The 20486-nt window shown below is 65.0% G+C and carries 20 protein-coding genes; 11 read left to right on the forward strand and 9 right to left on the reverse strand.

Annotated elements, in window-relative coordinates; all coding sequences use genetic code 11:
* From ACSFA8_RS02590 to ACSFA8_RS02615, 6 genes are all read right to left on the reverse strand, one after another.
* Complete coding sequence (locus ACSFA8_RS02590; RefSeq protein ID WP_435477959.1) at positions 1-1350, reverse strand: hypothetical protein; 1350 nt, start codon at positions 1348-1350, stop codon at positions 1-3.
* A complete protein-coding gene (locus ACSFA8_RS02595) occupies positions 1350-2657 on the reverse strand; it encodes a glycosyltransferase family 4 protein (RefSeq protein WP_435477960.1) in 1308 nt (435 codons plus the stop codon). The genes ACSFA8_RS02590 and ACSFA8_RS02595 overlap by 1 nt, the downstream gene beginning before the upstream one ends.
* Positions 2658-2716: 59 nt before the next feature.
* Positions 2717-3694, reverse strand: coding sequence for a GDP-L-fucose synthase (fcl, locus tag ACSFA8_RS02600; protein ID WP_435477961.1), 978 nt, complete (start codon positions 3692-3694; stop codon positions 2717-2719).
* Positions 3695-3748: 54 nt separating this feature from the next.
* Positions 3749-5170 carry a mannose-1-phosphate guanylyltransferase/mannose-6-phosphate isomerase gene (locus tag ACSFA8_RS02605; RefSeq protein ID WP_435478439.1) on the reverse strand — a complete coding sequence of 474 codons (1422 nt, stop codon included), beginning with the start codon at positions 5168-5170 and terminating at the stop codon, positions 3749-3751.
* Positions 5167-5757 carry a sugar transferase gene (locus ACSFA8_RS02610; RefSeq protein ID WP_435477962.1) on the reverse strand — a complete coding sequence of 197 codons (591 nt, stop codon included), beginning with the start codon at positions 5755-5757 and terminating at the stop codon, positions 5167-5169. Before ACSFA8_RS02610 ends, ACSFA8_RS02605 begins: the two co-directional genes overlap by 4 nt.
* Before the next feature lie 498 nt (positions 5758-6255).
* Entirely contained in the window at positions 6256-9213 is a 2958-nt protein-coding gene (locus ACSFA8_RS02615; protein ID WP_435477963.1) for an Rne/Rng family ribonuclease, read from the reverse strand.
* 546 nt (positions 9214-9759) lie between these two features.
* Between ACSFA8_RS02615 and ACSFA8_RS02620 the strand changes: the two genes are divergently transcribed.
* Genes ACSFA8_RS02620 through ACSFA8_RS02635 form a run of 4 tightly spaced genes read left to right on the forward strand, consistent with a single transcriptional unit; the run spans position 9760 to position 12849 of the window.
* The gene (locus ACSFA8_RS02620; RefSeq protein WP_435477964.1) at positions 9760-10773 is read left to right on the forward strand and encodes an RluA family pseudouridine synthase; all 1014 of its coding nucleotides are present in this window, start codon (positions 9760-9762) and stop codon (positions 10771-10773) included.
* On the forward strand, positions 10766-11428 hold the full coding sequence (locus ACSFA8_RS02625) for an HAD family hydrolase (protein WP_435477965.1): 663 nt from the start codon (positions 10766-10768) through the stop codon (positions 11426-11428). The genes ACSFA8_RS02620 and ACSFA8_RS02625 overlap by 8 nt, the downstream gene beginning before the upstream one ends.
* A gap of 25 nt (positions 11429-11453) precedes the next feature.
* The gene (locus ACSFA8_RS02630; RefSeq protein WP_286545523.1) at positions 11454-11822 is read left to right on the forward strand and encodes a Rieske (2Fe-2S) protein; all 369 of its coding nucleotides are present in this window, start codon (positions 11454-11456) and stop codon (positions 11820-11822) included.
* A gap of 13 nt (positions 11823-11835) precedes the next feature.
* Positions 11836-12849 carry a S49 family peptidase gene (locus ACSFA8_RS02635; protein WP_435477966.1) on the forward strand — a complete coding sequence of 338 codons (1014 nt, stop codon included), beginning with the start codon at positions 11836-11838 and terminating at the stop codon, positions 12847-12849.
* Here ACSFA8_RS02635 and ACSFA8_RS02640 read toward each other — a convergent pair.
* Genes ACSFA8_RS02640 through ACSFA8_RS02650 form a run of 3 tightly spaced genes read right to left on the reverse strand, consistent with a single transcriptional unit; the run spans position 12846 to position 15342 of the window.
* Positions 12846-14000: an MFS transporter gene (locus ACSFA8_RS02640; RefSeq protein WP_435477967.1), complete on the reverse strand. Its 1155-nt coding sequence runs from the start codon at positions 13998-14000 to the stop codon at positions 12846-12848. The genes ACSFA8_RS02635 and ACSFA8_RS02640 overlap by 4 nt on opposite strands.
* Before the next feature lie 5 nt (positions 14001-14005).
* The gene (locus ACSFA8_RS02645; RefSeq protein WP_435477968.1) at positions 14006-14764 is read right to left on the reverse strand and encodes an SAM-dependent methyltransferase; all 759 of its coding nucleotides are present in this window, start codon (positions 14762-14764) and stop codon (positions 14006-14008) included.
* The gene (locus tag ACSFA8_RS02650) at positions 14761-15342 is read right to left on the reverse strand and encodes a Maf family protein (RefSeq protein WP_435477969.1); all 582 of its coding nucleotides are present in this window, start codon (positions 15340-15342) and stop codon (positions 14761-14763) included. The genes ACSFA8_RS02645 and ACSFA8_RS02650 overlap by 4 nt, the downstream gene beginning before the upstream one ends.
* A 38-nt stretch (positions 15343-15380) precedes the next feature.
* Between ACSFA8_RS02650 and ACSFA8_RS02655 the strand changes: the two genes are divergently transcribed.
* The 7 genes from ACSFA8_RS02655 (at position 15381) to acpP (ending at position 20458) form a co-directional block, all read left to right on the forward strand.
* On the forward strand, positions 15381-15929 hold the full coding sequence (locus ACSFA8_RS02655) for a YceD family protein (protein WP_435477970.1): 549 nt from the start codon (positions 15381-15383) through the stop codon (positions 15927-15929).
* 119 nt (positions 15930-16048) lie between these two features.
* Positions 16049-16231, forward strand: coding sequence for a 50S ribosomal protein L32 (gene rpmF, locus ACSFA8_RS02660; RefSeq protein ID WP_435477971.1), 183 nt, complete (start codon positions 16049-16051; stop codon positions 16229-16231).
* A gap of 94 nt (positions 16232-16325) precedes the next feature.
* The gene (gene plsX / locus ACSFA8_RS02665; protein WP_435477972.1) at positions 16326-17387 is read left to right on the forward strand and encodes a phosphate acyltransferase PlsX; all 1062 of its coding nucleotides are present in this window, start codon (positions 16326-16328) and stop codon (positions 17385-17387) included.
* Positions 17387-18364 (forward strand): beta-ketoacyl-ACP synthase III, encoded by a 978-nt coding sequence (locus ACSFA8_RS02670; RefSeq protein ID WP_435477973.1) that lies wholly within the window; start codon positions 17387-17389, stop codon positions 18362-18364. Before plsX ends, ACSFA8_RS02670 begins: the two co-directional genes overlap by 1 nt.
* Positions 18365-18416: 52 nt before the next feature.
* A complete protein-coding gene (gene fabD, locus ACSFA8_RS02675) occupies positions 18417-19376 on the forward strand; it encodes an ACP S-malonyltransferase (RefSeq protein ID WP_435477974.1) in 960 nt (319 codons plus the stop codon).
* A complete protein-coding gene (fabG, locus tag ACSFA8_RS02680; protein ID WP_286545532.1) occupies positions 19373-20116 on the forward strand; it encodes a 3-oxoacyl-ACP reductase FabG in 744 nt (247 codons plus the stop codon). The genes fabD and fabG overlap by 4 nt, the downstream gene beginning before the upstream one ends.
* A gap of 102 nt (positions 20117-20218) precedes the next feature.
* Positions 20219-20458 carry an acyl carrier protein gene (acpP, locus tag ACSFA8_RS02685; RefSeq protein ID WP_140843300.1) on the forward strand — a complete coding sequence of 80 codons (240 nt, stop codon included), beginning with the start codon at positions 20219-20221 and terminating at the stop codon, positions 20456-20458.
* Positions 20459-20486: the final 28 nt, after the last annotated feature.

Below are 20486 nucleotides of genomic sequence, written 5' to 3' on the forward strand. Positions count from 1 at the left end.
TCAACTTCGGACGAGACGTCTCGGAAAAATGTCCATTGCGGGGTATCTGAGCGAGAGCAGCGCAAAGCAAAAGAGTATCCCCAGCATCGCGTTGGAGGTCAGTTGCCCGATGCCGGACCATGCCAGGAATGCCAGCGAGAAGGTGAGCCACAAGAGCAGCGGAACCATCGCGCCGCTGCGCAGTGCGATGACCAGGCTCTTGCCCGTACCGACGACGATGATAAGAACCTTCATTGCGGTGAACAGGTAGCCGAGCAGTCCGCCCTCGAGCAGTGTCCGGCCGGCCTCGGTTTCAGCAAGAGCGAAGAAGGAGGTACTGCCCGTACGCACATAGTTGGCCAGATTGGAGCCCTGCCCGATGCCATGCCCGATCCAGGTGAAGTCGTTGTAGATATTGCTTTCGCCGATGAAAGTTGTCAGCAGCCGCTCCCCGAAGTCTTCTCCCTGGGATGCCTGTTGAAAGCGCTGCTGCGTGGTGTCGACCGCGCTCTGGAACACCAGTGCGAACAGGGCGGCAATGCTCAGCAGCGCCACGGCGCCCACCAGTGCCTTGCCTTTGTCTGCGGTGCGGGAGAACAACAATTGACCCAGCACGAACAGCCCCACGAGCACACCCGTGAAGATCACGGCGCCGCGCGAGCCGCTGACCACGGTGCCTACCACCAGGGTGGCGAACACGGCCCCGGCGAAGACCAGCTGTCGCGCGGTACGTTTCCTGGCGCTCGCCACCGCAAGCGCGAGCGGCGCGGCCACCGCAAGGAAGGTCGTGAAGCCCGACGTGAAGCTGAAGGTGCCGGTGGTGCGTACGACGCCGCTGACCGCGACGAAGACGTCGTCTTCCACGCTGTCGACCTGGTTGTTGATGAACGCGCCGGGCGGCGAATAGTATTGAAGCACTGCCAGTGGCGCCAGCAGGATCAGCAGCCCGCCCGACACCAGCATGGCCGCGCGATAGTCCGACTCGTTCATCGTCACCGCTGCGGCGTAACCGAACCAGAGATATAGCAACCAGAAACGCAGTCCGATCAGCAGGATCACCGGGCTTCCGTCTGTCAGCATCACCTGGAGCATGCCCCAGCCGGCCACACAGCACGACCAGGCGACCAGCACTGCCGTTACGCTCTTCTGGCGACGAAAGTAGCCGCGCTTCCAAACGTAGAAGACCAGGTACATGGCCAGCAAGTCGCGCAACAGGATGAGGGGCAGGGTTGCGGAGGACGCGACCCATTTGCGTATTGCTCCTTCGAACACCACCAACAGAAACACAACGATGAACAGCGATCCTGCCCGCGACAAGGTCGCGGCGTCGGCCGGGAGCGAGAGTCGGCGCGAAAGCGCCCGCATCAGCATCATTGCAGGAAGTCCTCGACCAGCTTTCCGGCCCGCTTGCGGTAACGCTCCCAGGAGAACTCCTGCGAAGCCTGCGCTGCCGGCAGGCGCGCCTCGCGCAAGAGTTCGGGATTGGCGATCAGCCGGCGCAGCATGGCACCCAGCGCATCGAGCTCCGGCTCGATGATCCAGCCGCTGTCGGGAAAAGCTTCGACGATGGCTTTGGCACCCGTCTGGGTCGATACCAGCGCCGGTGTCCCGCATGACATGGCCTCTGCAACCACCATTCCGAACGAGTCGGATCGCGATGGCAGCACCAGGCAATCGGCTTCGGCCATCAACTCGAAAAGTTGTGCCTGCGGCACGCTCGGACGATACCGTGCGCCGGGCGTCTTCTGGACGGCCTCGAGCAGTTCAGGGTCGCCCACGCCACCCACGAAACTCAACTCGTAGGGCAGTCCCTGCGCATGCAACTGCTCGAAGGCGGCCACGATCAGGTCGACCGATTTGCGACGGCTCAGCGGCCCCGCGAACATGAAACGCGTGGGCCCGGCCTTGCGGGGCGGCGGCGTGTTCAGCGACCCCCGTATCGGATCCGCGCCGAGCAACAAAGGTCGAAGCCGACTGCTGCTGACGCCGTTCGCTGCATAGCTGTCTGCGGCGAGCGGCGAGCAGGTCAGGATGAGATCGGCCATCGCGATCTCGGCATCCTTACGCCGGTTGACTTCCGAGGTGTAGGGCGTATCGGCCGGATTCAGCAATGCCGACACCGTCTTGTGATGAAACGCGGCAGCATCGAGGATGCAGCGCGCGCCCACCGCCTTGGCCGCAGCAAACGTATGGTAGGCCGCATTTTCGTAGGCCACCACGGTCTTGGGGCGCAAGCTCAGCACGCGCTTTGCAGCCCAGGCGTCGAACCAGTGGAACATGCGATGGATGTGGTCACCGCCAAAACCGACGGCGAGCTTCGAAGTCGCGCGCATCATCAACTGAAAGCGCAGCGGATGTACGCGCAGTGAAGCAGGGATTTCGACCCGCCTCACGCGTTGTCGATAGCGGGGCGGCAGCCACCACGGCAAGGACTCGTCGCCTGTCGCAACAGGCACGCCAGACCAGAACGCTTGAAGAAGGTGGCGTTCGTGCAGTGCAAGCGCGAGCTGATGCGAATGCTGCAAGGCGGGATGGGTCACCAGCACGGAGCGGGCGGTTGCGGTCTTCGCCTCAGGCTCGCCATGCTGCGGTGCGACCGGTGCCTGGCTGTGCTCGGCCGGGCCGAACGCGCCCCTCAGCGACTGTTGCAGACCACTACCGGCAGCGTGCATCGTCATGATCGTCATCGAATGCGTGACATGACGGATTGAGTGCCGCGAGCATCAGATGCCGCGCCTCAAACTGCCACTTCCTCATTCCGCAGCGAATGCTGGAAATCCTGGTACGCCAGTGCGATTCCGGCTCGCAACGACGTGCTGGCCTGCCAGCCGAGTCGATGGATCTTCGAAACGTCCAGCAGCTTGCGCGGTGCGCCGTCCGGCTTGCTGGGGTCGGTTTCGATGCGGCCCTCATAGCCGACCACGTCGCTCACCAGCGCCGCGAGTTCCGCGATCGTCAGGTCTTCTCCGGTTCCGACATTGATGTGGCTTTCCATGGCCTGAGTATGGCCGGCATATTGCTCAGCGGAAAGCGTCATTACATGAACCGACGCACTCGCCATGTCATCGACGTAGAGAAACTCGCGCCGGGCCGTGCCGGTGCCCCAGATCACCACGACCGGCGTTTCCGCGATCCTGGCTTCGTGAAAGCGCCGGATCATCGCTGGCAGTACATGGCTGTTCTGCGGGTGATAGCTGTCCCCGGGGCCGTACAGGTTGGTCGGCATCACGCTGCGGTAGTCCGTGCCGTATTGCCGGTTGTAGCTTTCGCAGAGCTTGATGCCGGCGATCTTTGCGATGGCATAGGGCTCATTGGTCGGCTCGAGCTTGCCGGTCAACAGTGTTTCCTCGGCCATCGGTTGCATCGCCAGCTTCGGGTAGATGCAACTGGAGCCCAGAAACAGCAGTTGTCGTACCCCGGTGAGCCAGGCTTCGTGCACGACGTTGGTCTGCACCATCAGGTTGGAGTAGATGAATTCGGCAGGGTACGCATTGTTGGCATGAATGCCCCCGACGCGTGCTGCCGCGAGATACACCTGATCAGGCTTCTCCTCGGCAAAAAAACGTCGCACCTGGGCTTGATCCGTCAGATCGAGCTCATCATGGGTGCGCGTCAGAATCGTCTTGTAGCCCCGGGCTTTCAGATTGCGCACGATGGCGCTGCCCACCATGCCACGGTGCCCGGCTACATATATGCGCTTTTGCAGTTCATTCATGTGTGTCGTCGGCAGGCGCCGCGTTGAAGAGGTGGATGCTGACTTGCGCCGGCGTCAGGCCAGTTTCAAGGCAGGCTCGCCCCCTTGTTCGAAACGAACGATGTCGTCTTCGCCCAGGTAGCTTCCGGTTTGTACCTCAATCACTTCCAGCACCGTCTTGCCGGGGTTTTCGAGACGGTATACAGCGCCGAGCGGAATATAGATCGACTCGTTCTCCTTGACCAGGATCGAGGACTTGTCGCGCGTGACCATGGCGGTGCCTTGAACCACAACCCAATGCTCGGCGCGGTGGTGATGCATTCGCAGCGCCAGCCTGGCCCCGGGCTTCACTGTCAGGCGCTTCACCGCGAAACGTTCGCCGTCGTCGATGCTGTCGTAGGCGCCCCATGGGCGCGGCACGCGACGGTGCCGGGTCGCCTGGCTGCGCCCCCGTGTCGTCAGCAGGCTGACCACTTCCTTGACTTGCTCCGCACAATCACTGGAGGCGACCAGCAGCGCATCGGGCGTGTCGACGATCAGCAGGTTTTCGGTACCAAGCGCAACCACCGGACGCGTCGGGGCGTGGATGAATGTGTTCGTCGCGCCCAGCGCAAAACCATGACCGCTGATGCGATTGCCGTCGGCGTCGGGTTCGTGCAAAGCGGCGACCGCATTCCAGCTGCCGACATCGCTCCATGCGCCCTCGAAGGGCACCACCGCTACTTGGGCATATTTTTCGAGCACCGCATAGTCGATGCTCTGGCTGCGGCATGCTTCGAACGCCGCACTGTCGATCCGCACGAAGTCGCCGTCCACCTGCGCTGCCGCGGTGGCACGCCGACAGGCTTCCAGGATGTCGGGCGCGTGCTCTGCAAGTGCCGCGAGCAGCACCCTGGCTTGTACCAGGAAGATGCCGGCATTCCAGAAATGGTCGCCTTGCAAAAGCAACTGCTGGGCGCGCGCGGCATCGGGCTTTTCGACGAACGCCACCACGCGTCGTGCGTCGGTGTCGCTGCTGTCATCGAGGAACTGGCCGCGCTGGATGTAGCCGTAGGCGGTGCTCGGAAACGTGGGGAGTACGCCGAAGGTCACGATGTGGCCCGCCAGCGCTGCTGCAGTTCCCTTGGTGACCGCCGATGCGAACTGTGCGGCATCCGGTATGTGGTGATCGGCCGGCGCGAACAGCAGCAGATGCTCGGGCTCGGCAAGCAGTGCGGCTGCAGCCATCGCCGCTGCCGTGTTGCGCGCCACCGGCTCCAGGAGCTGCCGGCCGCGCGTGCCGGCTGCGTCGACCGCTTCCTGCACCAGGAAACGGTGCTCTTCAGCCGCCACGCAAGTGACCGACGGATTGAGCAGGCGCAGCCGCTCCAGCGTGAGCTGCAATAAGCTCTTGCTGCCGATCAGCGGCGCGAACTGCTTGGGTAGTGTCTTGCGTGACAGCGGCCACAGTCGCGTACCGCTGCCGCCGCAGAGTACGACAGGGTGGATGGTGTTCAACGCGAACCATCCCCGGTAACCACGGTACCGACTGTCTTCAGCAGGATCTTGATGTCCAGCCACAGAGACCAGTTGTTGACGTACTCTGCGTCGAGCTCGACGCGCTTGGCATAGGGCAGCCGGTTGCGCCCGCTGACTTGCCATAGGCCGGTGATGCCCGGGCGCATTTCGCAATAGTGTGCCCAGTTCTTGCCGTACAGGCTGCGCTGCCGCTCCATGCAGGGACGCGGACCCACCAGGCTCATGTCGCCTTTCAGCACATTCCAGAATTGCGGCAGTTCATCAAGACTGAGCTTGCGGATGAACTGCCCGACCGGCGTGATACGCGGGTCTTTTTCAAGCTTCTGGAACGTGTCCCACTCTGTACGCGCCATGTCGTTGCGGCTGAGGAACTCGTCGAGCACTTCTTCCGAGTTTTGCAGCATCGAGCGGAACTTGTAGAAGCGAAAGCGCCGGCCGCCCGCACCCAGCCGGTTCTGCCAGAAATGAACGGGCCGGCCCATGCTGACCAACACGCACAGCGCGACCACAAGATAGATTGGTCCGAACACCGCGAAGAAAGTAAGGGCGCCCGCGATGTCGAGCATGCGCTTTGCCGCTCGTTCGAGTGCAGTCAGCCGACGTGGCTGCACATAGATCGCTGGGTGCGACGGACTGCCGCCTCCAGGAACGAGGCGGGGGGCAACGGGGCCGTGAGCGGCGGAGTCGGATCGGAACATCGAAATCCCCTAAAAGAGGCCACTGCGTCAGAGATCGGCAGTGTAACGCTTTACTACTATTCGAAAGAATTTGAACACATTTGCGCTACTTCGTCTTGTCGACAAAAGTCGTACGCCATCCGATAAAAAATGGCAGCCAACCTCTGTCCGTCCCCCTGCAGAAAATTTTTGTGCAGCGCAGCAATATAAATTCAAGTGTAGTCCTTTTGTATGACACAAAAGTAACGGCGCACGCTTAAAAGCGTTGTCTTAACGCGCCGACGTGCACGAAGTCACACTTTCAGCTTACCTCTGGTCAGCGAGCAAACAAAAAAAACCCCTGGCGCCTTTACCGGCGCCAGGGGCTCGGAGTCGATCCGTCGCGGTTCAGGCGGCGATGTTGTCCCGGGGTGTTGCCTGCTCGAAGGGCAGAACCACATCGGTCAAATTCCTGCGGGTTTCCACCAGCACCAGAGGCTCGTCATCGAGAACCACTGCGGGCGGCCGTTGCCGCGGCGCATGGAAGGGTTGCGGTTCGGCCGCAATCGCCGCCTGCGCCTGGGCGATGCGCTCGGCATTGGAGTTGACCCAGTGCAGACCGGAGCCTTCTGCGATCTGTGCGAGTTGGGCCAATGGCAACTCGAACGGCGTTACCTTGGGCAGCCCTCGACTCGACGGCGCCGCTGTGACGGTACTCGGCAAGATGGCAGCAGGCGCCACGAGTTCGCGCGGCGCTGCTGCGAAGGCCGGAGCAGCGGCCAGGCGGGTCGGCGGGGCGTCGGCTTCAACTTCGGTTGCGCCAATCGCCGCCGGAGCCGGTTCTGCGTCGTCGCGCGGCGCGCGTTCGCGGCGGTCACGGCCATAGCGGTCGCGTGAACGGCCGCGGCGTTCTTCGCCTTCGGCGCGTGGCGCTTCGGGCGCGCCGTCCTCCGGTGCGACTGCTGCGGTGTCGATTGGTGGTTCGGCCTCGGCGCGGAGGGTGTCGTTCGCCGCAGGCGCGCTGTCGCTACGGCGCTCACGCCGGCCTTCACCGCCTCGTTCGCGGCGTTCGCCTCGTTCGCCTCGGGCGCGCGTCGGGCGCTGCTCGCCGGTAGCCGCAACGTTCTCTTCACCGGCAACCTGGCTCGGCATTGCAAGTGGGTCTTGCTGAACGCCTTCGGGCGCAACCGGCAAGGCACGGGTTTCACCATCGCGGCGTTCGCCACGGCCACCTCGGCGCTCGCCGTCACGCGGCGGGCGCGGTTCGCGCGGCTGTTGCGGGTCGCGTACCTCGCGAGGCTCACGGCGCTCGCCTTCAGCGCGTGGTTCACGACGCTCGCCTTCAGCGCGTGGTTCACGACGCTCGCCTTCAGCGCGTGGTTCACGACGCTCGCCTTCAGCGCGCGGTTCACGGCGCTCGCCTTCAGGTCGCGCCTCGCGGCGCTCGCCCGAACGGCCGCCACGGCGTTCGCCATCGCGGCCACTTCTGCCACCACGACGCTGCTCGCCGTCACGGCCACCGCGGGCTTCGCCGCCTTGGCGGCCTTCGCGCCGCGGCTGCCGGGGTGCGTCTTCCGGCTCAGCAACCGGCGCTGGTGTCGGGGCGGCCGTGGGGGCCGGCGTACCGCCGAAGAAGCTCTTGAGCCAACCGAAGAAGCCGGTTTCGGCGGGAGCGGGCGAAGGGGCAGGGGCCACGACGGGTGCCGGCGCGGCCACCGGCGCCGCAGCGCGCACGGGTTCGGGCTTGGGAACGGCAACCGGTGCCGGTGCGTCGGGCAGCACGCCCTTGATCACCGGCGTCTGCTTGTTGGTCGGCTCCTGCGAGCGCCGGGTGATGGAGGTCGGATCTTCGATCTCGTCCACCTTGTAGCTGGGCTCGATATGGTCGAGGCGCGGGTCGTCGTGCTTGAGCCGCTCCAGGCGGTAGTTCGGCGTTTCGAGCGTCTTGTTCGGCTTCATCACCACGGTGACGCGTTGCTTCAGCTCGATCTTGGCGATCTCGGGCCGCTTCTCGTTGAGCAGGAAGGATGCGACGTCCACCGGCACCTGAACGTGCACGGCGGCCGTGTTGTCCTTCAGGCACTCTTCCTGAATGATGCGCAGGATCTGCAGCGCGCTCGATTCGGTGTCGCGGATGTGGCCCGAGCCGCCGCAGCGGGGGCAGGGGATCGACGAGCCTTCGCTGAGCGCCGGCTTCAGGCGCTGGCGGCTCATTTCCATCAGGCCGAACTTGCTGATCGAGCCGAATTGCACCCGGGCGCGGTCTTGCCGCAGCGCGTCGCGCAGGCGGCTTTCAACTTCGCGGCGGTTCTTCGACTCGTCCATGTCGATGAAGTCGATGACGATCAGGCCGCCCAGGTCGCGCAGGCGCATCTGGCGGGCCACTTCGTCGGCGGCTTCGAGGTTGGTGCGGGTGGCGGTTTCTTCGATGTCGCCGCCCTTGATGGCGCGGGCCGAATTCACGTCCACCGAGACCAACGCTTCGGTGTGGTCGATCACGATGGCACCGCCGCTCGGCAACTGCACCGTGCGGGCATAGGCCGATTCGATCTGATGCTCGATCTGGAAGCGCGAGAACAGCGCCGCGTCGTCGCGGTAGCGCTTCACGCGGGCCGCATGCTCGGGCATGACGTGCGCCATGAACTGCTGCGCCTGGTCGTAAATGTCGTCGGTGTCGATCAGGATGTCGCCGATGTCGTGATTGAAGTAGTCACGGATCGCGCGGATCACCAGGCTCGATTCCTGGTAGATCAGGAATGCGCCCTTGCCGCCCTTGGACGCGCCGTCGATGGCGGCCCAGAGCTTGAGCAGGTAGTTCAGATCCCATTGCAGCTCGGGTGCCGAACGGCCGATGCCTGCAGTGCGGGCGATGATGCTGGCACCCTTGGGGTACTCCAGCTGATCCATCGCCTCTTTCAGCTCGGCGCGGTCGTCGCCCTCGATGCGCCGGCTCACGCCGCCGCCGCGCGGATTGTTCGGCATCAGCACGACATAGCGGCCGGCCAGCGAGATGAAAGTAGTGAGTGCGGCGCCCTTGTTGCCGCGTTCTTCCTTCTCGACCTGGACCACCAGTTCCTGGCCTTCGCGGATCGCGTCCTGGATGCGGGCCTGGCTGGCCGACACACCTTCGGCGAAGTACTGCCTGGAGATTTCCTTGAACGGCAGGAAGCCGTGGCGGTCTTCGCCGTAGTCGACGAAGCAGGCCTCGAGACTGGGTTCGACCCGGGTCACGACCGCCTTGTAAATGTTGCCCTTGCGCTGTTCGCGCCCTTCGATTTCGATTTCGTAGTCGAGCAGTTTCTGCCCGTCGACGATGGCCAGGCGGCGTTCTTCCGGCTGCGTGGCGTTGATCAGCATCCGCTTCATGAGCGTTGTCCTTTTATGTGTCGTTCTACCGGCCCATGACGGGCCAACGATGCACAGACGACGCTTCTCGAAACGAGGGGAATTGCCGCTTGGCCCCGGATGCTGTGGCCGTTTCGCGCGAAAGCGCGGGCGGCCGTCTGAGCGTCAGCTCAAGGACAGCCGGGGTGGGGGCGCGTGGATGGGCGCGAGCCGGGTGCGGTGTTGATTCGCTACCTTTTTGATAGCGGGTTGCGCAATGGTGGCGCGCGCTGCGAGCGACTCAATGCCTGAAGCCGCTGGCAAAAGCCAGGTTGGCCAGCGCAGGCACAGTTGAATCAGCAGCATCAACACAAGGGACTCGCTTCGATCCGCAGACAGCTTGAGGGCTGCCTGCTGGGTATTCCGTATCGGTGTTTCGTGGGCGTCGGCATAACCCGGATGCCGAACCTGCCACTTTGCGCGATTGCGCGGGGTTTGCGGGTTCGGCGCCAAGGCGGCATCGACCTCACAGCGTTGACATGAGTGCTCTAAACTTCTGTCTAATCAAGCACTTACACGACCGCGCTGGTGAAAAACATTATAGGTGCGAAGCCCGGCCCTGCGGCGGCAGAAGTTCGATTTCTGACAGTCGATGAAGAGTCGGCCGGCCAGCGACTCGACAACTACCTGTTCCGCCAGCTCAAGGGCGTTCCCAAGACCCATGTCTACCGAATCATCCGGTCGGGAGAGGTGCGCATCAACAAGGGCCGCGCGCAGGCCGAAACCCGCATCGAAGCCGGCGACGTGCTGCGGCTGCCGCCGGTGCGCGTGGCCGCGCGGTCGGAAGAGGGCGCAACGCCACCGGCGCCGCCGCGCGACTTTCCGCTACTGCACGAAGACGACGCCCTGCTCGCGATCGACAAGCCGGCCGGCGTGGCCGTCCACGGCGGCAGCGGCGTGAGCTTCGGCGTGATCGAGCAATTGCGCACAGCGCGGCCGACCGCGAAGTTTCTGGAACTCGTGCACCGGCTCGACCGCGAGACCTCCGGCATCTTGCTGGTCGCCAAGAAGCGCAGCGCGCTGACCGCCCTGCAAGACCAGTTCCGCGAGCGCGAAACCGGCAAGACCTACCTCGCACTGGTCGAAGGCGACTGGCCGACCGCCAAGAAAGTGCTCGATGCACCGCTGGCCAAGTATTTGCTGCCCGATGGCGAGCGCCGCGTGCGCGTCGTGGCCAAAGACCATGCCGACGCAATGCGCGCGATCACGCTGGTCAAAGTGCTGGCCCGGTTCAGCCTGCCGGGCGAAAAACAAACGATGTCCTTGCTGGCCGTGACGATCAAGACCGGCCGCACGCACCAGATCCGCGTGCACCTCGCCTCGGCGGGCCACGCGATCGCGGGCGACGACAAATACGGCGATTTCGAACGCAACCGCGCGCTGCAGAAAACCGGTCTCAAGCGCATGTTCCTGCATGCCTGGCGCCTGCAATTCAACCATCCGGCCGACGGCCAGCGCGTCGCGCTGCAGGCCGCGCTGCCACCGGAACTCGCCACCCTGCTGCCGCCGGCGACCCTCACCGAAACCTCACGACATGACTGAACAAAGACGCTTCGACCTGATCGCCTTCGACTGGGACGGCACCCTCTACGACTCCACCCAATTGATTGTGCGCTGCATCCAGGCTGCGGTGGTCGACGTCGGCGGTGCGAAGCCGAGCGACAAGGATGCCGCATGGGTCATCGGACTCGGCCTGGCGGAAGCGCTGGCGCGCGCTGCGCCGGACGTGCCGCGCGAGAAGTACGCCGAACTCGGCGCGCGCTACCGGCATCACTACCTCGGCCACCACGACGACCTGGTGCTGTTCGATGGCGTCCTGCCGATGCTTGATGCTCTGAGGGAGCGTGGCCACAAGCTGGCAGTGGCCACCGGCAAGTCGCGCAAGGGCCTCGACGGCGCACTCGCGACCGCCGAACTGCACAACCGTTTCGACGGCTCCCGCACCGCGGACGAAACCGAGGGCAAGCCGCACCCGCGGATGCTGCTCGAACTCATGGATGAACTGCGCGTGCCACCCGAGCGCACGCTGATGATCGGCGACACCACGCACGACTTGCAACTCGCCCTCAACGCCGGCTGCGCCAGTGTCGGCGTGAGCTACGGCGCACACGAGCCGGCCAGCTTTGACGCGCTGCGCCCGCTGTTCATCGCCCATTCGGTGGCCGGCCTGCAGGAATGGCTGCTCGCCAACGCCTGAAGAATCGACGCAGCAAGAGCGTGCCGTGAGCGAAGAAATCATTCCGTTGTGCAAGGCCGCCGATCTGGCCGAGGGCGGTGTTGCCGTGCCCTTCGATGTGACCTACGCGGGTGAAACCTGCCGCGCCTTTGCGATCCGCTTCGAAGGTCGGCCGCACGCGTTCCTGAACCGCTGCAGCCATGTGGCGATGGAGATGGACTTCCAGCCCGACCGCTTCTTCGACGATAGCGGCCAGTGGCTGCTCTGCGCTACCCATGGCGCGGTCTACAAACCCGACACCGGCGAGTGCGCGGGCGGCCCGTGCCGCGGCGGGTTGGTCAAGATAGCCCTCAGCGAACGGGACGGCGTGGTGCACTGGCATACTGCCTGGAACCTCCAACCCTTGGCCTTCTGAGCGGCCTGCCTCCATGACCGACCCGACCCGTACGGAACCCGAAGGTTTCGAGCCTTTTGAGCCTGCGAAAAAGACAGCAAGAGACGATCCCACGAAGGCCGCTGGCTGGGAGCGGGCCACCCTCGAAAAGCTGGCTTTTGCCGCTTTACGCGAGCAGAAGGCCACGCGCCGGTGGAAGACTTTCGTCCGGTTGAGCTGGCTGGCCTTTTTCGTGTTCCTGCTTTGGTTCGCGGTGTCGCGCGGCACGCCGACCACTGCCAAGACCACAGCCCACACGGCCGTGGTCGAGATCAAGGGCGAGATCGCAGCCGGTGCCGATGCGAGCGCCGAATTCGTCGTCGCGGCGATGAAGACCGCCTTCGAGGACGACGGCGCCAAGGCCGTGGTGCTGCTGATCAACTCGCCGGGTGGCAGCCCGGTGCAGGCCGGCATCATCAACGACGAAATCAAACGGATGAAGGCCAAGTACCACAAGCCGGTCTATGCGGTGGTCGAAGAAACCTGCGCCTCGGCCGCTTACTACATTGCCGCCGCCACCGACAAGATCTTCGTCGACAAGGCCAGCATCGTCGGCAGCATCGGCGTGCTGATGGACGGCTTCGGCTTCACCGGCACGATGGAGAAGCTCGGCGTCGAGCGCCGCCTCATCGTCTCGGGTGAGAACAAGGGCTTTCTCGACCCGTTCAGCCCGATGAACGACGCGCAGCGCGCGCATGCCCAGAAGATGATCGACCAGATCCACGATCAGTTCATCGACGTCGTCAAGACCGGCCGCGGCGACCGACTCAAGCTGCAGACGCAAGGCCTGTTCAGCGGCCTGTTCTGGAGCGGCCAGCAGGCCATCGAGCTCGGGCTCGCCGACCAGTTGGGCAACGTCGACTACGTGGCACGCGAGGTGGTCAAGGCCGAAGAGGTGATCGACTACACGCGCCGCGACAACGTGGCCGAGAAGCTGGCCAAAAAGTTCGGCGCCGCGATGGGCGACGCTTCGGTGCGCGCGTTGCGCAGCGTTCCGGCACTCCGCTAACCGGCGTTCCCGGCCTGCGCATGGCGGGCCGAGGCCGCCAGCGCGACTGCGAAACCCACCACCAGCCAGAGCGCCAGGGTCAGCGAACTGACCTTGGCGAGCAGGCCGATCGCTGGCGGGCCAAGCATGAAGCCGAGGTATGCCGCGGCCGACACCGCCGCGATGCCGCGTGCCGGGTCGACGCCCGGCACCCGCGCCGCCGCCGAGAACAGGATCGGCACCACGTTCGCAAAGCGGACACCGACACCGGCAAAGCCCACCAGCGCGAGCCAAGGCCGGTCGGTCAACAGCACCAGCGCCATCGCCGTGGCGGCGAGCACGGCGCTGCCACGCAGCAGGGGCGCCGGCGCGATGTGCGCACGCAACGCGTCACCCCCGAAGCGCGCCGCCGCCATCGCGGCCGAGAAGCTTGCATAGGCGAATGCAGCCTGCTTCTGCGGGCTGCCCAGCTCCTGCTGAAGATAAAGCACGCTCCAGTCGTAGATCGCGCCTTCGGCAATCAGGCCCAGCGCCGCGAGCACACCCAGGACGACCAGCGCGCCGCGCGGCATGCTGAACCCTTGCGCGGGCGGCGCGGCGGACGCGGTGGCGATGCGCGGCAGCATGCGCTGCGAAGCCGCGAGTATCAGCATTGCCATGGTGCCGGCCACCCAGAGCAGGTGTTGCTGTGGCGCCAGTCCGGCCGCGAGTGCCGCGCCACCGGTCACGGCGCCTGCCATGCCGCCGAGGCTGAACATCCCGTGCATGCCGCTCATCAAGGTGTCGCCGCCGAGCAGTTCAAGCTGCGCGGCTTCGGTGTTGATCGCGACGTCGAATACGCTGGTGACGATGCCGAACAATGCCAGCAGCACCAGCAGCGCGGCATAGCTCGGGGTGGCGATCAGGCCGCCCAGCAGCAGCGCATAGACAGTTCCGCAGATGCGGGCCGTGTCGCGTGCGCCAAAGCGGCCGATCCAGCGGCTGGCGCGGGTCAAGCCGGCCAGCGCGCCGAAACCAGCGGCGAGCATGGCCAGGCCCAACTGCGCTTCATCCACGCCGTAGTGCGCCTTGATGGTCGGGATGTGCACGCCCCAGGTCGCGAAGACAAAGCCGGAAGCAAAGAACTGGGCGCGCGAAGCCCAGCGCGTGGCGGCGCCGATCGCGAACGCCATGCCCATCAGCGGCCGATCGCGAACACCGCGGGCAGGCGCTCGTCGGCCGGCATCGGCGCAGCACGCCAGCCCTTGACCGTGTCACTGCGCACCGCCGCGTTGGCCAGCGTGAGACCGCGTGCGACCGCAAGCCGCGTGTGATGCTGCAAGGTCTGAAGCAGGGCCTGTTGCAGCACCGCATTCCGGTACGGCGTTTCAATGAACAACTGGGTCTGGCCGCTGCGCAACGCCACCGCTTCCAGCTCGCGGATGCGTTGCGCCCGCCCGTCGGCGTCCTGCGGCAGGTAGCCGACGAACGCGAAGTTCTGGCCGTTGAGCCCGCTTGCGGCCAGGGCCAGCAGCAGCGACACCGGCCCGGTCAGCGGCACCACCGGAATGCCGAGCGCGTGGGCGGCACGCGCCACCGACGAGCCCGGGTCGGCAACGGCCGGCATGCCGGCCTCGCTCAGCAAGCCCATGTCCTGGCCAGCGAGGGCAGCGGCCAGGAGTGGCCGCGCGTCGAACTGGCCCGCATGGTCGCCTTTCTTGTGCACCTCGCGCGGCAACTCGGTGATCTGCTGTGCCTGGAGCGGGGCTGCCAGCGAGACGACGGCATCGATGCGTTTCAGGTAGGCGCGGGCCGACTTGGCGTTCTCGCAGATCCAGTGCGTGATTCCCGCCGCCTTCTGCAGGGTGCCGAGCGGCAGGGCGTCCTGCAGCGGCGCCTGCTCGTCGCACCCGAAATCCAGCGGTGCCGGCACCAGGTAGAGCGTGCCGTTGCTCACAGCAGTTCCACCCCGGCCGCGCGCAGCATGCGGCAGGTGCGGATCAACGGCAGACCGACCAGTGCGGTCGGGTCGTCGCTGTCGATCGCTTCGAGCAGCGCGATGCCCAGCCCTTCGCTCTTGGCGCTGCCGGCGCAGTCGTAAGGCTGCTCGGCGCGCAGGTAGTGCTCGATCGCGTCGTCGCTGAGGTCGCGAAACACCACGCGCACGGGCGCGATATCTTGCCGGGCGAAGCCGGTGGCCTCGCAAACCACCGCGACGGCGGTCTGGAACACCAGCGTCTGGCCGCGCATGCGGCGCAATTGCGCGGTCGCCCGCTCATGGTCGCCGGGCTTGCCGAGCGCCTCGCCGGCGAGGTCGGCCACCTGGTCGGAGCCGATGACGACGGCATCGGGGAAACGGTTGGCCACGGCGCGTGCCTTTTCGAGCGCCAGCCGTTCGGCCAGGGCGCGCGGGCTCTCGCCGGGCCGAGGTGTTTCGTCGACTTCGGGCGCTTGTACCTCGAAGGGCAGGCGCAGGCGGTTCATCAGCTCACGGCGGTAGCGCGAGGTGGAGGCGAGGATCACGGTGCGTTGCATGGGCCGTGATTGTGCGGGACGGGTTTAGACTGGGCTGGATGAAGACAGAATTCGCCCCTCAACGGCTCGACGTGGCCGCTTTTGCCGAAACCGCGGCAACGCTGTCCGGCCGCACCGGGCTCAAGGACTTCGCTCGCCTGTCGGCTGAAACCACCGGCGCCACCCCGGACGCCGCGGTGACATGGGAAGCGCGCGGTGAACAGCGCCCGGGTCCTTCGGGCGCGCCCGTGCCGTGGCTGCACCTTGCTGCCGAGGCGACGGCGCCGCTGGTCTGCCAGCGCTGCCTGGCGCCGGTCGCGACCGAACTGGTGGTCGACCGCTGGTTCCGCTTTGCGCCGGACGAAGAGACCGCCGCAGTCGAAGACGAAGCATCAGAAGAGGATGTGCTGGCGATCAGCCGCGATTTCGATCTCCAGGAGCTGCTCGAAGACGAGTTGCTGATGGAGGTGCCCGTCACGCCGCGCCACGAGATTTGCCCGAATCCGCCGAATCTGTCGGCCGTCGATGCCGACTTCGAGGCGACGGAGGAGGCCAAGCCGAACCCGTTTGCCGTGCTCGGTACGTTGCGTCCGCGCAAGCCGGAGTAGAGCAGGCTGGCGGCATGTCGCCGGGCAGGCTATAATCATGGGCTTCGCGCGCGCCGTCTGCAGAATGTTCTCGGCAGCGCCCGCACTTCCACTCACCTCATTCAAGTCCAGGAGCCATCATGGCCGTCCAGCAAAACAAGAAGTCGCCTTCCAAGCGCGGCATGCACCGTGCGCACAACGCTCTCGTGGTGCCCGGCATTGCCGTCGAGCCGACCACCGGCGAAACGCACCTGCGTCACCACATCAGCCCGAACGGCTTTTACCGTGGCCGCAAGGTTCTGAAGACCAAGTCCGAAGCCTGATCGCCTGTTTCAACGCCAAGGCCCGAAGCTACATTTGCCGTAGCGTCGGGCCTTTGTTTTGATGCTCACGTCCGCCGTTTCCGCTTCCGCCCCCGTGCCTGCTGCCATCACGCTCGCCGTCGATTGCATGGGTGGCGACCACGGCCCCCGCGTCACGCTTGCAGCCTGTCGCGCCTTTCTGGAACGGCATCCCGAAGCTTCGTTGTTGCTCGTCGGCGCGCCAGCCGCGCTCGAGGGGCTGAAGCATCCCCGTGCCCGCGTCGTGGGCGCCAGCGAGGTGGTGGGCATGGACGATCCGATCGAGATCGCCTTGCGCCGCAAGAAAGACTCGTCGATGCGGGTCGCGATCCAGCAAGTCAAGGATGGTGCGGCCCAGGCCGCTATTTCTGCCGGCAACACGGGCGCATTGATGGCGATCGCACGCTATCTGCTCAAAACCCTCGATGGCATCGACCGTCCGGCCATTGCGCCGCAGTTACCCAACGGCAAGGGCGGCGCCACCACGGTGCTGGACTTGGGTGCCAATGTCGATTGCGACGCGGAAGATCTATTGCAGTTCGCTGTACTCGGTTCGGCGCTGGTGTCGGCGCTCACCGGCAACGAATCGCCCAGCGTAGGCTTGCTCAATGTGGGTGAAGAGGCCATAAAAGGTAGCGAGATCATCAAAAAAGCTGGTCAATTGCTGCGATCTGCGGCCAACACCGGCGATCTGAATTTTTACGGCAACGTCGAGGGCAATGACATCTTCAAGGGCACGACCGATATCGTGGTTTGTGACGGCTTTGTCGGCAATGTGGCGCTGAAAGCTTCGGAGGGCGTCGCTTCGATGATTGTGGATTTTCTTCGGCAAGAGTATTCGGCCGGCATCTTTGGAAAATTTGCCGCCATCGTTTCTTATCCGGTCTTAAAGTCTCTTAAAAATCGCCTGGATCATCGGCGCTACAACGGTGCGGCATTGCTCGGCCTGCGCGGCCTGGTGTTCAAGAGCCATGGCTCGGCCGACGAAGTGGCGTTCGGCCATGCGCTGGATCGCGCTTATGATGCCGCTCGCAACAACCTGCTCGAACGCGTGCGGGCCCGCATCGCCCACGCCGCGCCTCTGCTCGCACGGCAGGAACCGGCGGCGCCGGTCGACGCGACGGCGCTTCACGTTTGATGACCTCTTATTCACGCATCACCGGCACCGGTAGTTATTTGCCGCCGCGCCGGGTGACCAACGACGATCTCGCGCGGCAACTGGCCGAGCGCGGCATCGAAACTTCCGACCAGTGGATCGTCGAGCGCACCGGCATTCGCGCGCGTCATTTCGTGGACGACGGGGTCAACAGCAGCGATCTGGCGCTGGAAGCGGCCCGCAAGGCGCTCGAGGCGGCCGGCCGCAGCGCCGACGAAATCGACCTCATCATCGTTGCGACGTCGACGCCCGACATGGTGTTTCCCTCGTCGGCCGCCATCCTTCAGCACAAGCTCGGGGTCGCCGGTTGCCCGGCATTCGACGTCCAGGCTGTCTGCAGCGGATTCGTCTATGCGTTGACCGTGGCCGACGCCATGATCCGTACCGGCACTGCAAAGTGCGCGCTGGTGGTCGGTGCCGAAGTGTTCTCGCGCATCCTCGATTTCAGCGATCGCACGACCTGTGTGCTGTTTGGCGACGGCGCTGGCGCCGTGGTGCTCGAGGCGAGTGACGAGCCCGGCATCCTGGCCAGCGATCTGCATGCCGACGGCAAGCACGTCGGCATTCTCTGCGTGCCCGGTCATGTGTCGGGCGGCAAGGTGCTCGGCACGCCGCTGCTGCACATGGACGGCCAAGCCGTGTTCAAGCTCGCGGTTCGCGTGCTCGAAGAAGCGGCGCGCGCCACGCTGGTCAAGGCTGGCAAGACCGAGGCCGACATCGACTGGCTGATTCCGCACCAGGCCAACATCCGCATCATGGAAGGCACGGCGAAGAAGCTGAAAATGTCGCTCGACAAACTGATCGTGACCGTGCACGAGCATGGCAACACCTCGGCCGCGTCGATCCCGCTGGCGTTGGATGACGCGGTGCGCAGCGGCAAGGTGAAGAAGGGCGATACCGTCATGCTCGAAGGCGTGGGCGGCGGCTTCACCTGGGGTGCGGTGCTATTGAATTTGTAGTGCGTAGCGCCCGCACAGTGGGTACTGCAGCGCGATTAGAGACATACACAACATGAAGTCTTTTGCTTTTGTCTTTCCCGGGCAGGGCTCGCAGGCGGTCGGCATGCTCGACGCCTGGGGCGATCACCCGGCGGTCGTGCAAACCCTCAAGGAAGCCTCCGATGCGCTGGGTGAAGACGTCGCCAGGCTCATTCATGAAGGCCCGAAAGAAGCGCTTGGGCTGACCACCAACACCCAGCCAGTGATGCTGGTGGCCGGCGTTGCTGCCTGGCGCGCCTGGTTGGCAGAGGGTGGTGCGCGGCCGGCCGTGGTCGCGGGCCATTCGCTCGGCGAGTACTCCGCGTTGGTTGCATCCGGCGTGTTGACGCTGGCACAGGCCGCTCCTCTGGTGCGCTTTCGTGCCGATGCGATGCAGAAGGCGGTGCCCGTGGGCGCCGGCGCGATGGCGGCCATTCTGGGCATGGATGCCGCAAAAGTGATAGCAGGCTGCGCAGAGGTGACGAGCGGTTTCAGCCCGAACAGCGGCGAAGTTGTGGAAGCCGTCAATTTCAACGACCCGATGCAGACCGTGATCGCCGGCAGCAAGGCCGCGGTCGAAAAAGCCTGCGAATTGCTCAAGGCCAGTGGCGCCAAGCGCGCGCTGCCGCTGCCGGTGTCGGCGCCATTCCATTCAAGCTTGATGAAGCCGGCCGCCGAAGCGTTGCGGGAAAAGCTCGCGTCGACGGACTTCGCGGCGCCGCAGATCCCCGTTTTGAACAACATCGACGTCGCCGTCGAAAGCGACCCGGCCCGCATTCGCGACGCATTGGTGCGTCAGGCCGCCGGCCCGGTGCGCTGGGTCGAGAGCGTGCAGGCGCTGCAGGCGCGCGGCGTCGCCGCCATCGTTGAATGCGGCCCCGGGCGCGTGCTGGCCGGCATGGTCAAGCGCATCGCGCCCGATCTTGTAGCGACCTCGGTCTATGACCCGGCAACGCTCGCCGACACCCAAACCCTGACGGCAGGCACCCCATGAGCACCATTCAATTCGAAGGGCAGATCGCGCTGGTCACCGGCGCCACGCGCGGCATTGGCGCGGCCATCGCGCTCGAACTCGCGCAGCGCGGCCTCAAGGTCATCGGCACCGGCACCACGGAAGAGGGCGCCCAGAAAATCACGGCCGCACTCGGCGCCCATGGCGGCCGCGGCCGGGCCCTGGATGTCAACGACGGCGCGGCAGTCGATGCGCTGGTCGATGAAATCGTCAAGGCCTACGGTGGCCTGCACGTGCTGGTCAACAACGCGGGCATCACGCGCGACATGCTCGCCGCGCGCCTGAAAGATGATGACTGGGACGCCGTGCTCAATACCAACCTCAAGGCCGTGTTCCGTCTTTCGCGCGCCGTGATCCGGCCGATGATGAAGCAGCGCTATGGCCGCATCATCAGTATCACCAGCGTGGTCGGCGCTTCCGGCAACGCGGGCCAGGCCAACTACGCGGCCGCCAAGGCCGGCGTCGCCGGCATGACGCGCGCCCTGGCGCGCGAACTCGGCAGCCGCGCCATCACGGTCAACTGCGTGGCGCCCGGCTTCATCGAAACCGACATGACGGCCAGCCTGCCCGAGGCCGCACAACAGGCGCTGCTGAACCAGATCCCGTTGGGCCACCTGGGCAAGCCGGCCGACATTGCCCATGCGGTGGCCTACCTGGCCTCGCCGCAGGCCAGCTACGTGACGGGGCAGGAACTGCACGTCAACGGCGGCATGCACATGTAAGGCCCGAAAGCGCAATCTTTTCCCCACGCGTCCGGGGCGGCAAATGCCATCATCCGGGCGGCTAAAATCCACCGATTCTTTACAACCCTTAGAGGGAACCAAATGAGCGATATCGAAGCACGTGTCAAAAAAATCATCGCCGAGCAACTCGGCGTGGAAGAGTCCCAGGTCACCAATGAAAAGGCTTTTGTGGCCGATCTCGGTGCCGACTCGCTCGACACGGTGGAACTCGTGATGGCGCTCGAAGACGAGTTCGGCATCGAAATTCCCGACGAAGATGCCGAGAAGATCACCACGGTGCAAAACGCCGTCGACTACGCCTCCAAGAATCAAAAGGCCTGATAGGCCTCGCTGACAACCGTTCTGACCC

The sequence above is a fragment of the Variovorax nitratireducens genome (assembly GCF_051216545.1).
Classification (GTDB): domain Bacteria; phylum Pseudomonadota; class Gammaproteobacteria; order Burkholderiales; family Burkholderiaceae_C; genus Variovorax.

Excerpts from the sequence above, each read along its gene's own strand:
- ACSFA8_RS02590 (WP_435477959.1), bottom strand. The coding sequence starts at position 1,350 with ATGCTGATGCGGGCGCTTTCGCGCCGACTCTCGCTCCCGGCCGACGCC.
- ACSFA8_RS02595 (WP_435477960.1), bottom strand. The coding sequence starts at position 2,657 with ATGACGATGCACGCTGCCGGTAGTGGTCTGCAACAGTCGCTGAGGGGC.
- fcl (WP_435477961.1), bottom strand. The coding sequence starts at position 3,694 with ATGAATGAACTGCAAAAGCGCATATATGTAGCCGGGCACCGTGGCATG.
- ACSFA8_RS02610 (WP_435477962.1), bottom strand. The coding sequence starts at position 5,757 with ATGCTCGACATCGCGGGCGCCCTTACTTTCTTCGCGGTGTTCGGACCA.
- ACSFA8_RS02615 (WP_435477963.1), bottom strand. The coding sequence starts at position 9,213 with ATGAAGCGGATGCTGATCAACGCCACGCAGCCGGAAGAACGCCGCCTG.
- ACSFA8_RS02625 (WP_435477965.1), top strand. The coding sequence starts at position 10,766 with ATGACTGAACAAAGACGCTTCGACCTGATCGCCTTCGACTGGGACGGC.
- ACSFA8_RS02635 (WP_435477966.1), top strand. The coding sequence starts at position 11,836 with ATGACCGACCCGACCCGTACGGAACCCGAAGGTTTCGAGCCTTTTGAG.
- ACSFA8_RS02640 (WP_435477967.1), bottom strand. The coding sequence starts at position 14,000 with ATGGCGTTCGCGATCGGCGCCGCCACGCGCTGGGCTTCGCGCGCCCAG.
- ACSFA8_RS02650 (WP_435477969.1), bottom strand. The coding sequence starts at position 15,342 with ATGCAACGCACCGTGATCCTCGCCTCCACCTCGCGCTACCGCCGTGAG.
- ACSFA8_RS02655 (WP_435477970.1), top strand. The coding sequence starts at position 15,381 with ATGAAGACAGAATTCGCCCCTCAACGGCTCGACGTGGCCGCTTTTGCC.
- rpmF (WP_435477971.1), top strand. The coding sequence starts at position 16,049 with ATGGCCGTCCAGCAAAACAAGAAGTCGCCTTCCAAGCGCGGCATGCAC.
- ACSFA8_RS02670 (WP_435477973.1), top strand. The coding sequence starts at position 17,387 with ATGACCTCTTATTCACGCATCACCGGCACCGGTAGTTATTTGCCGCCG.
- fabD (WP_435477974.1), top strand. The coding sequence starts at position 18,417 with ATGAAGTCTTTTGCTTTTGTCTTTCCCGGGCAGGGCTCGCAGGCGGTC.
- fabG (WP_286545532.1), top strand. The coding sequence starts at position 19,373 with ATGAGCACCATTCAATTCGAAGGGCAGATCGCGCTGGTCACCGGCGCC.
- acpP (WP_140843300.1), top strand. The coding sequence starts at position 20,219 with ATGAGCGATATCGAAGCACGTGTCAAAAAAATCATCGCCGAGCAACTC.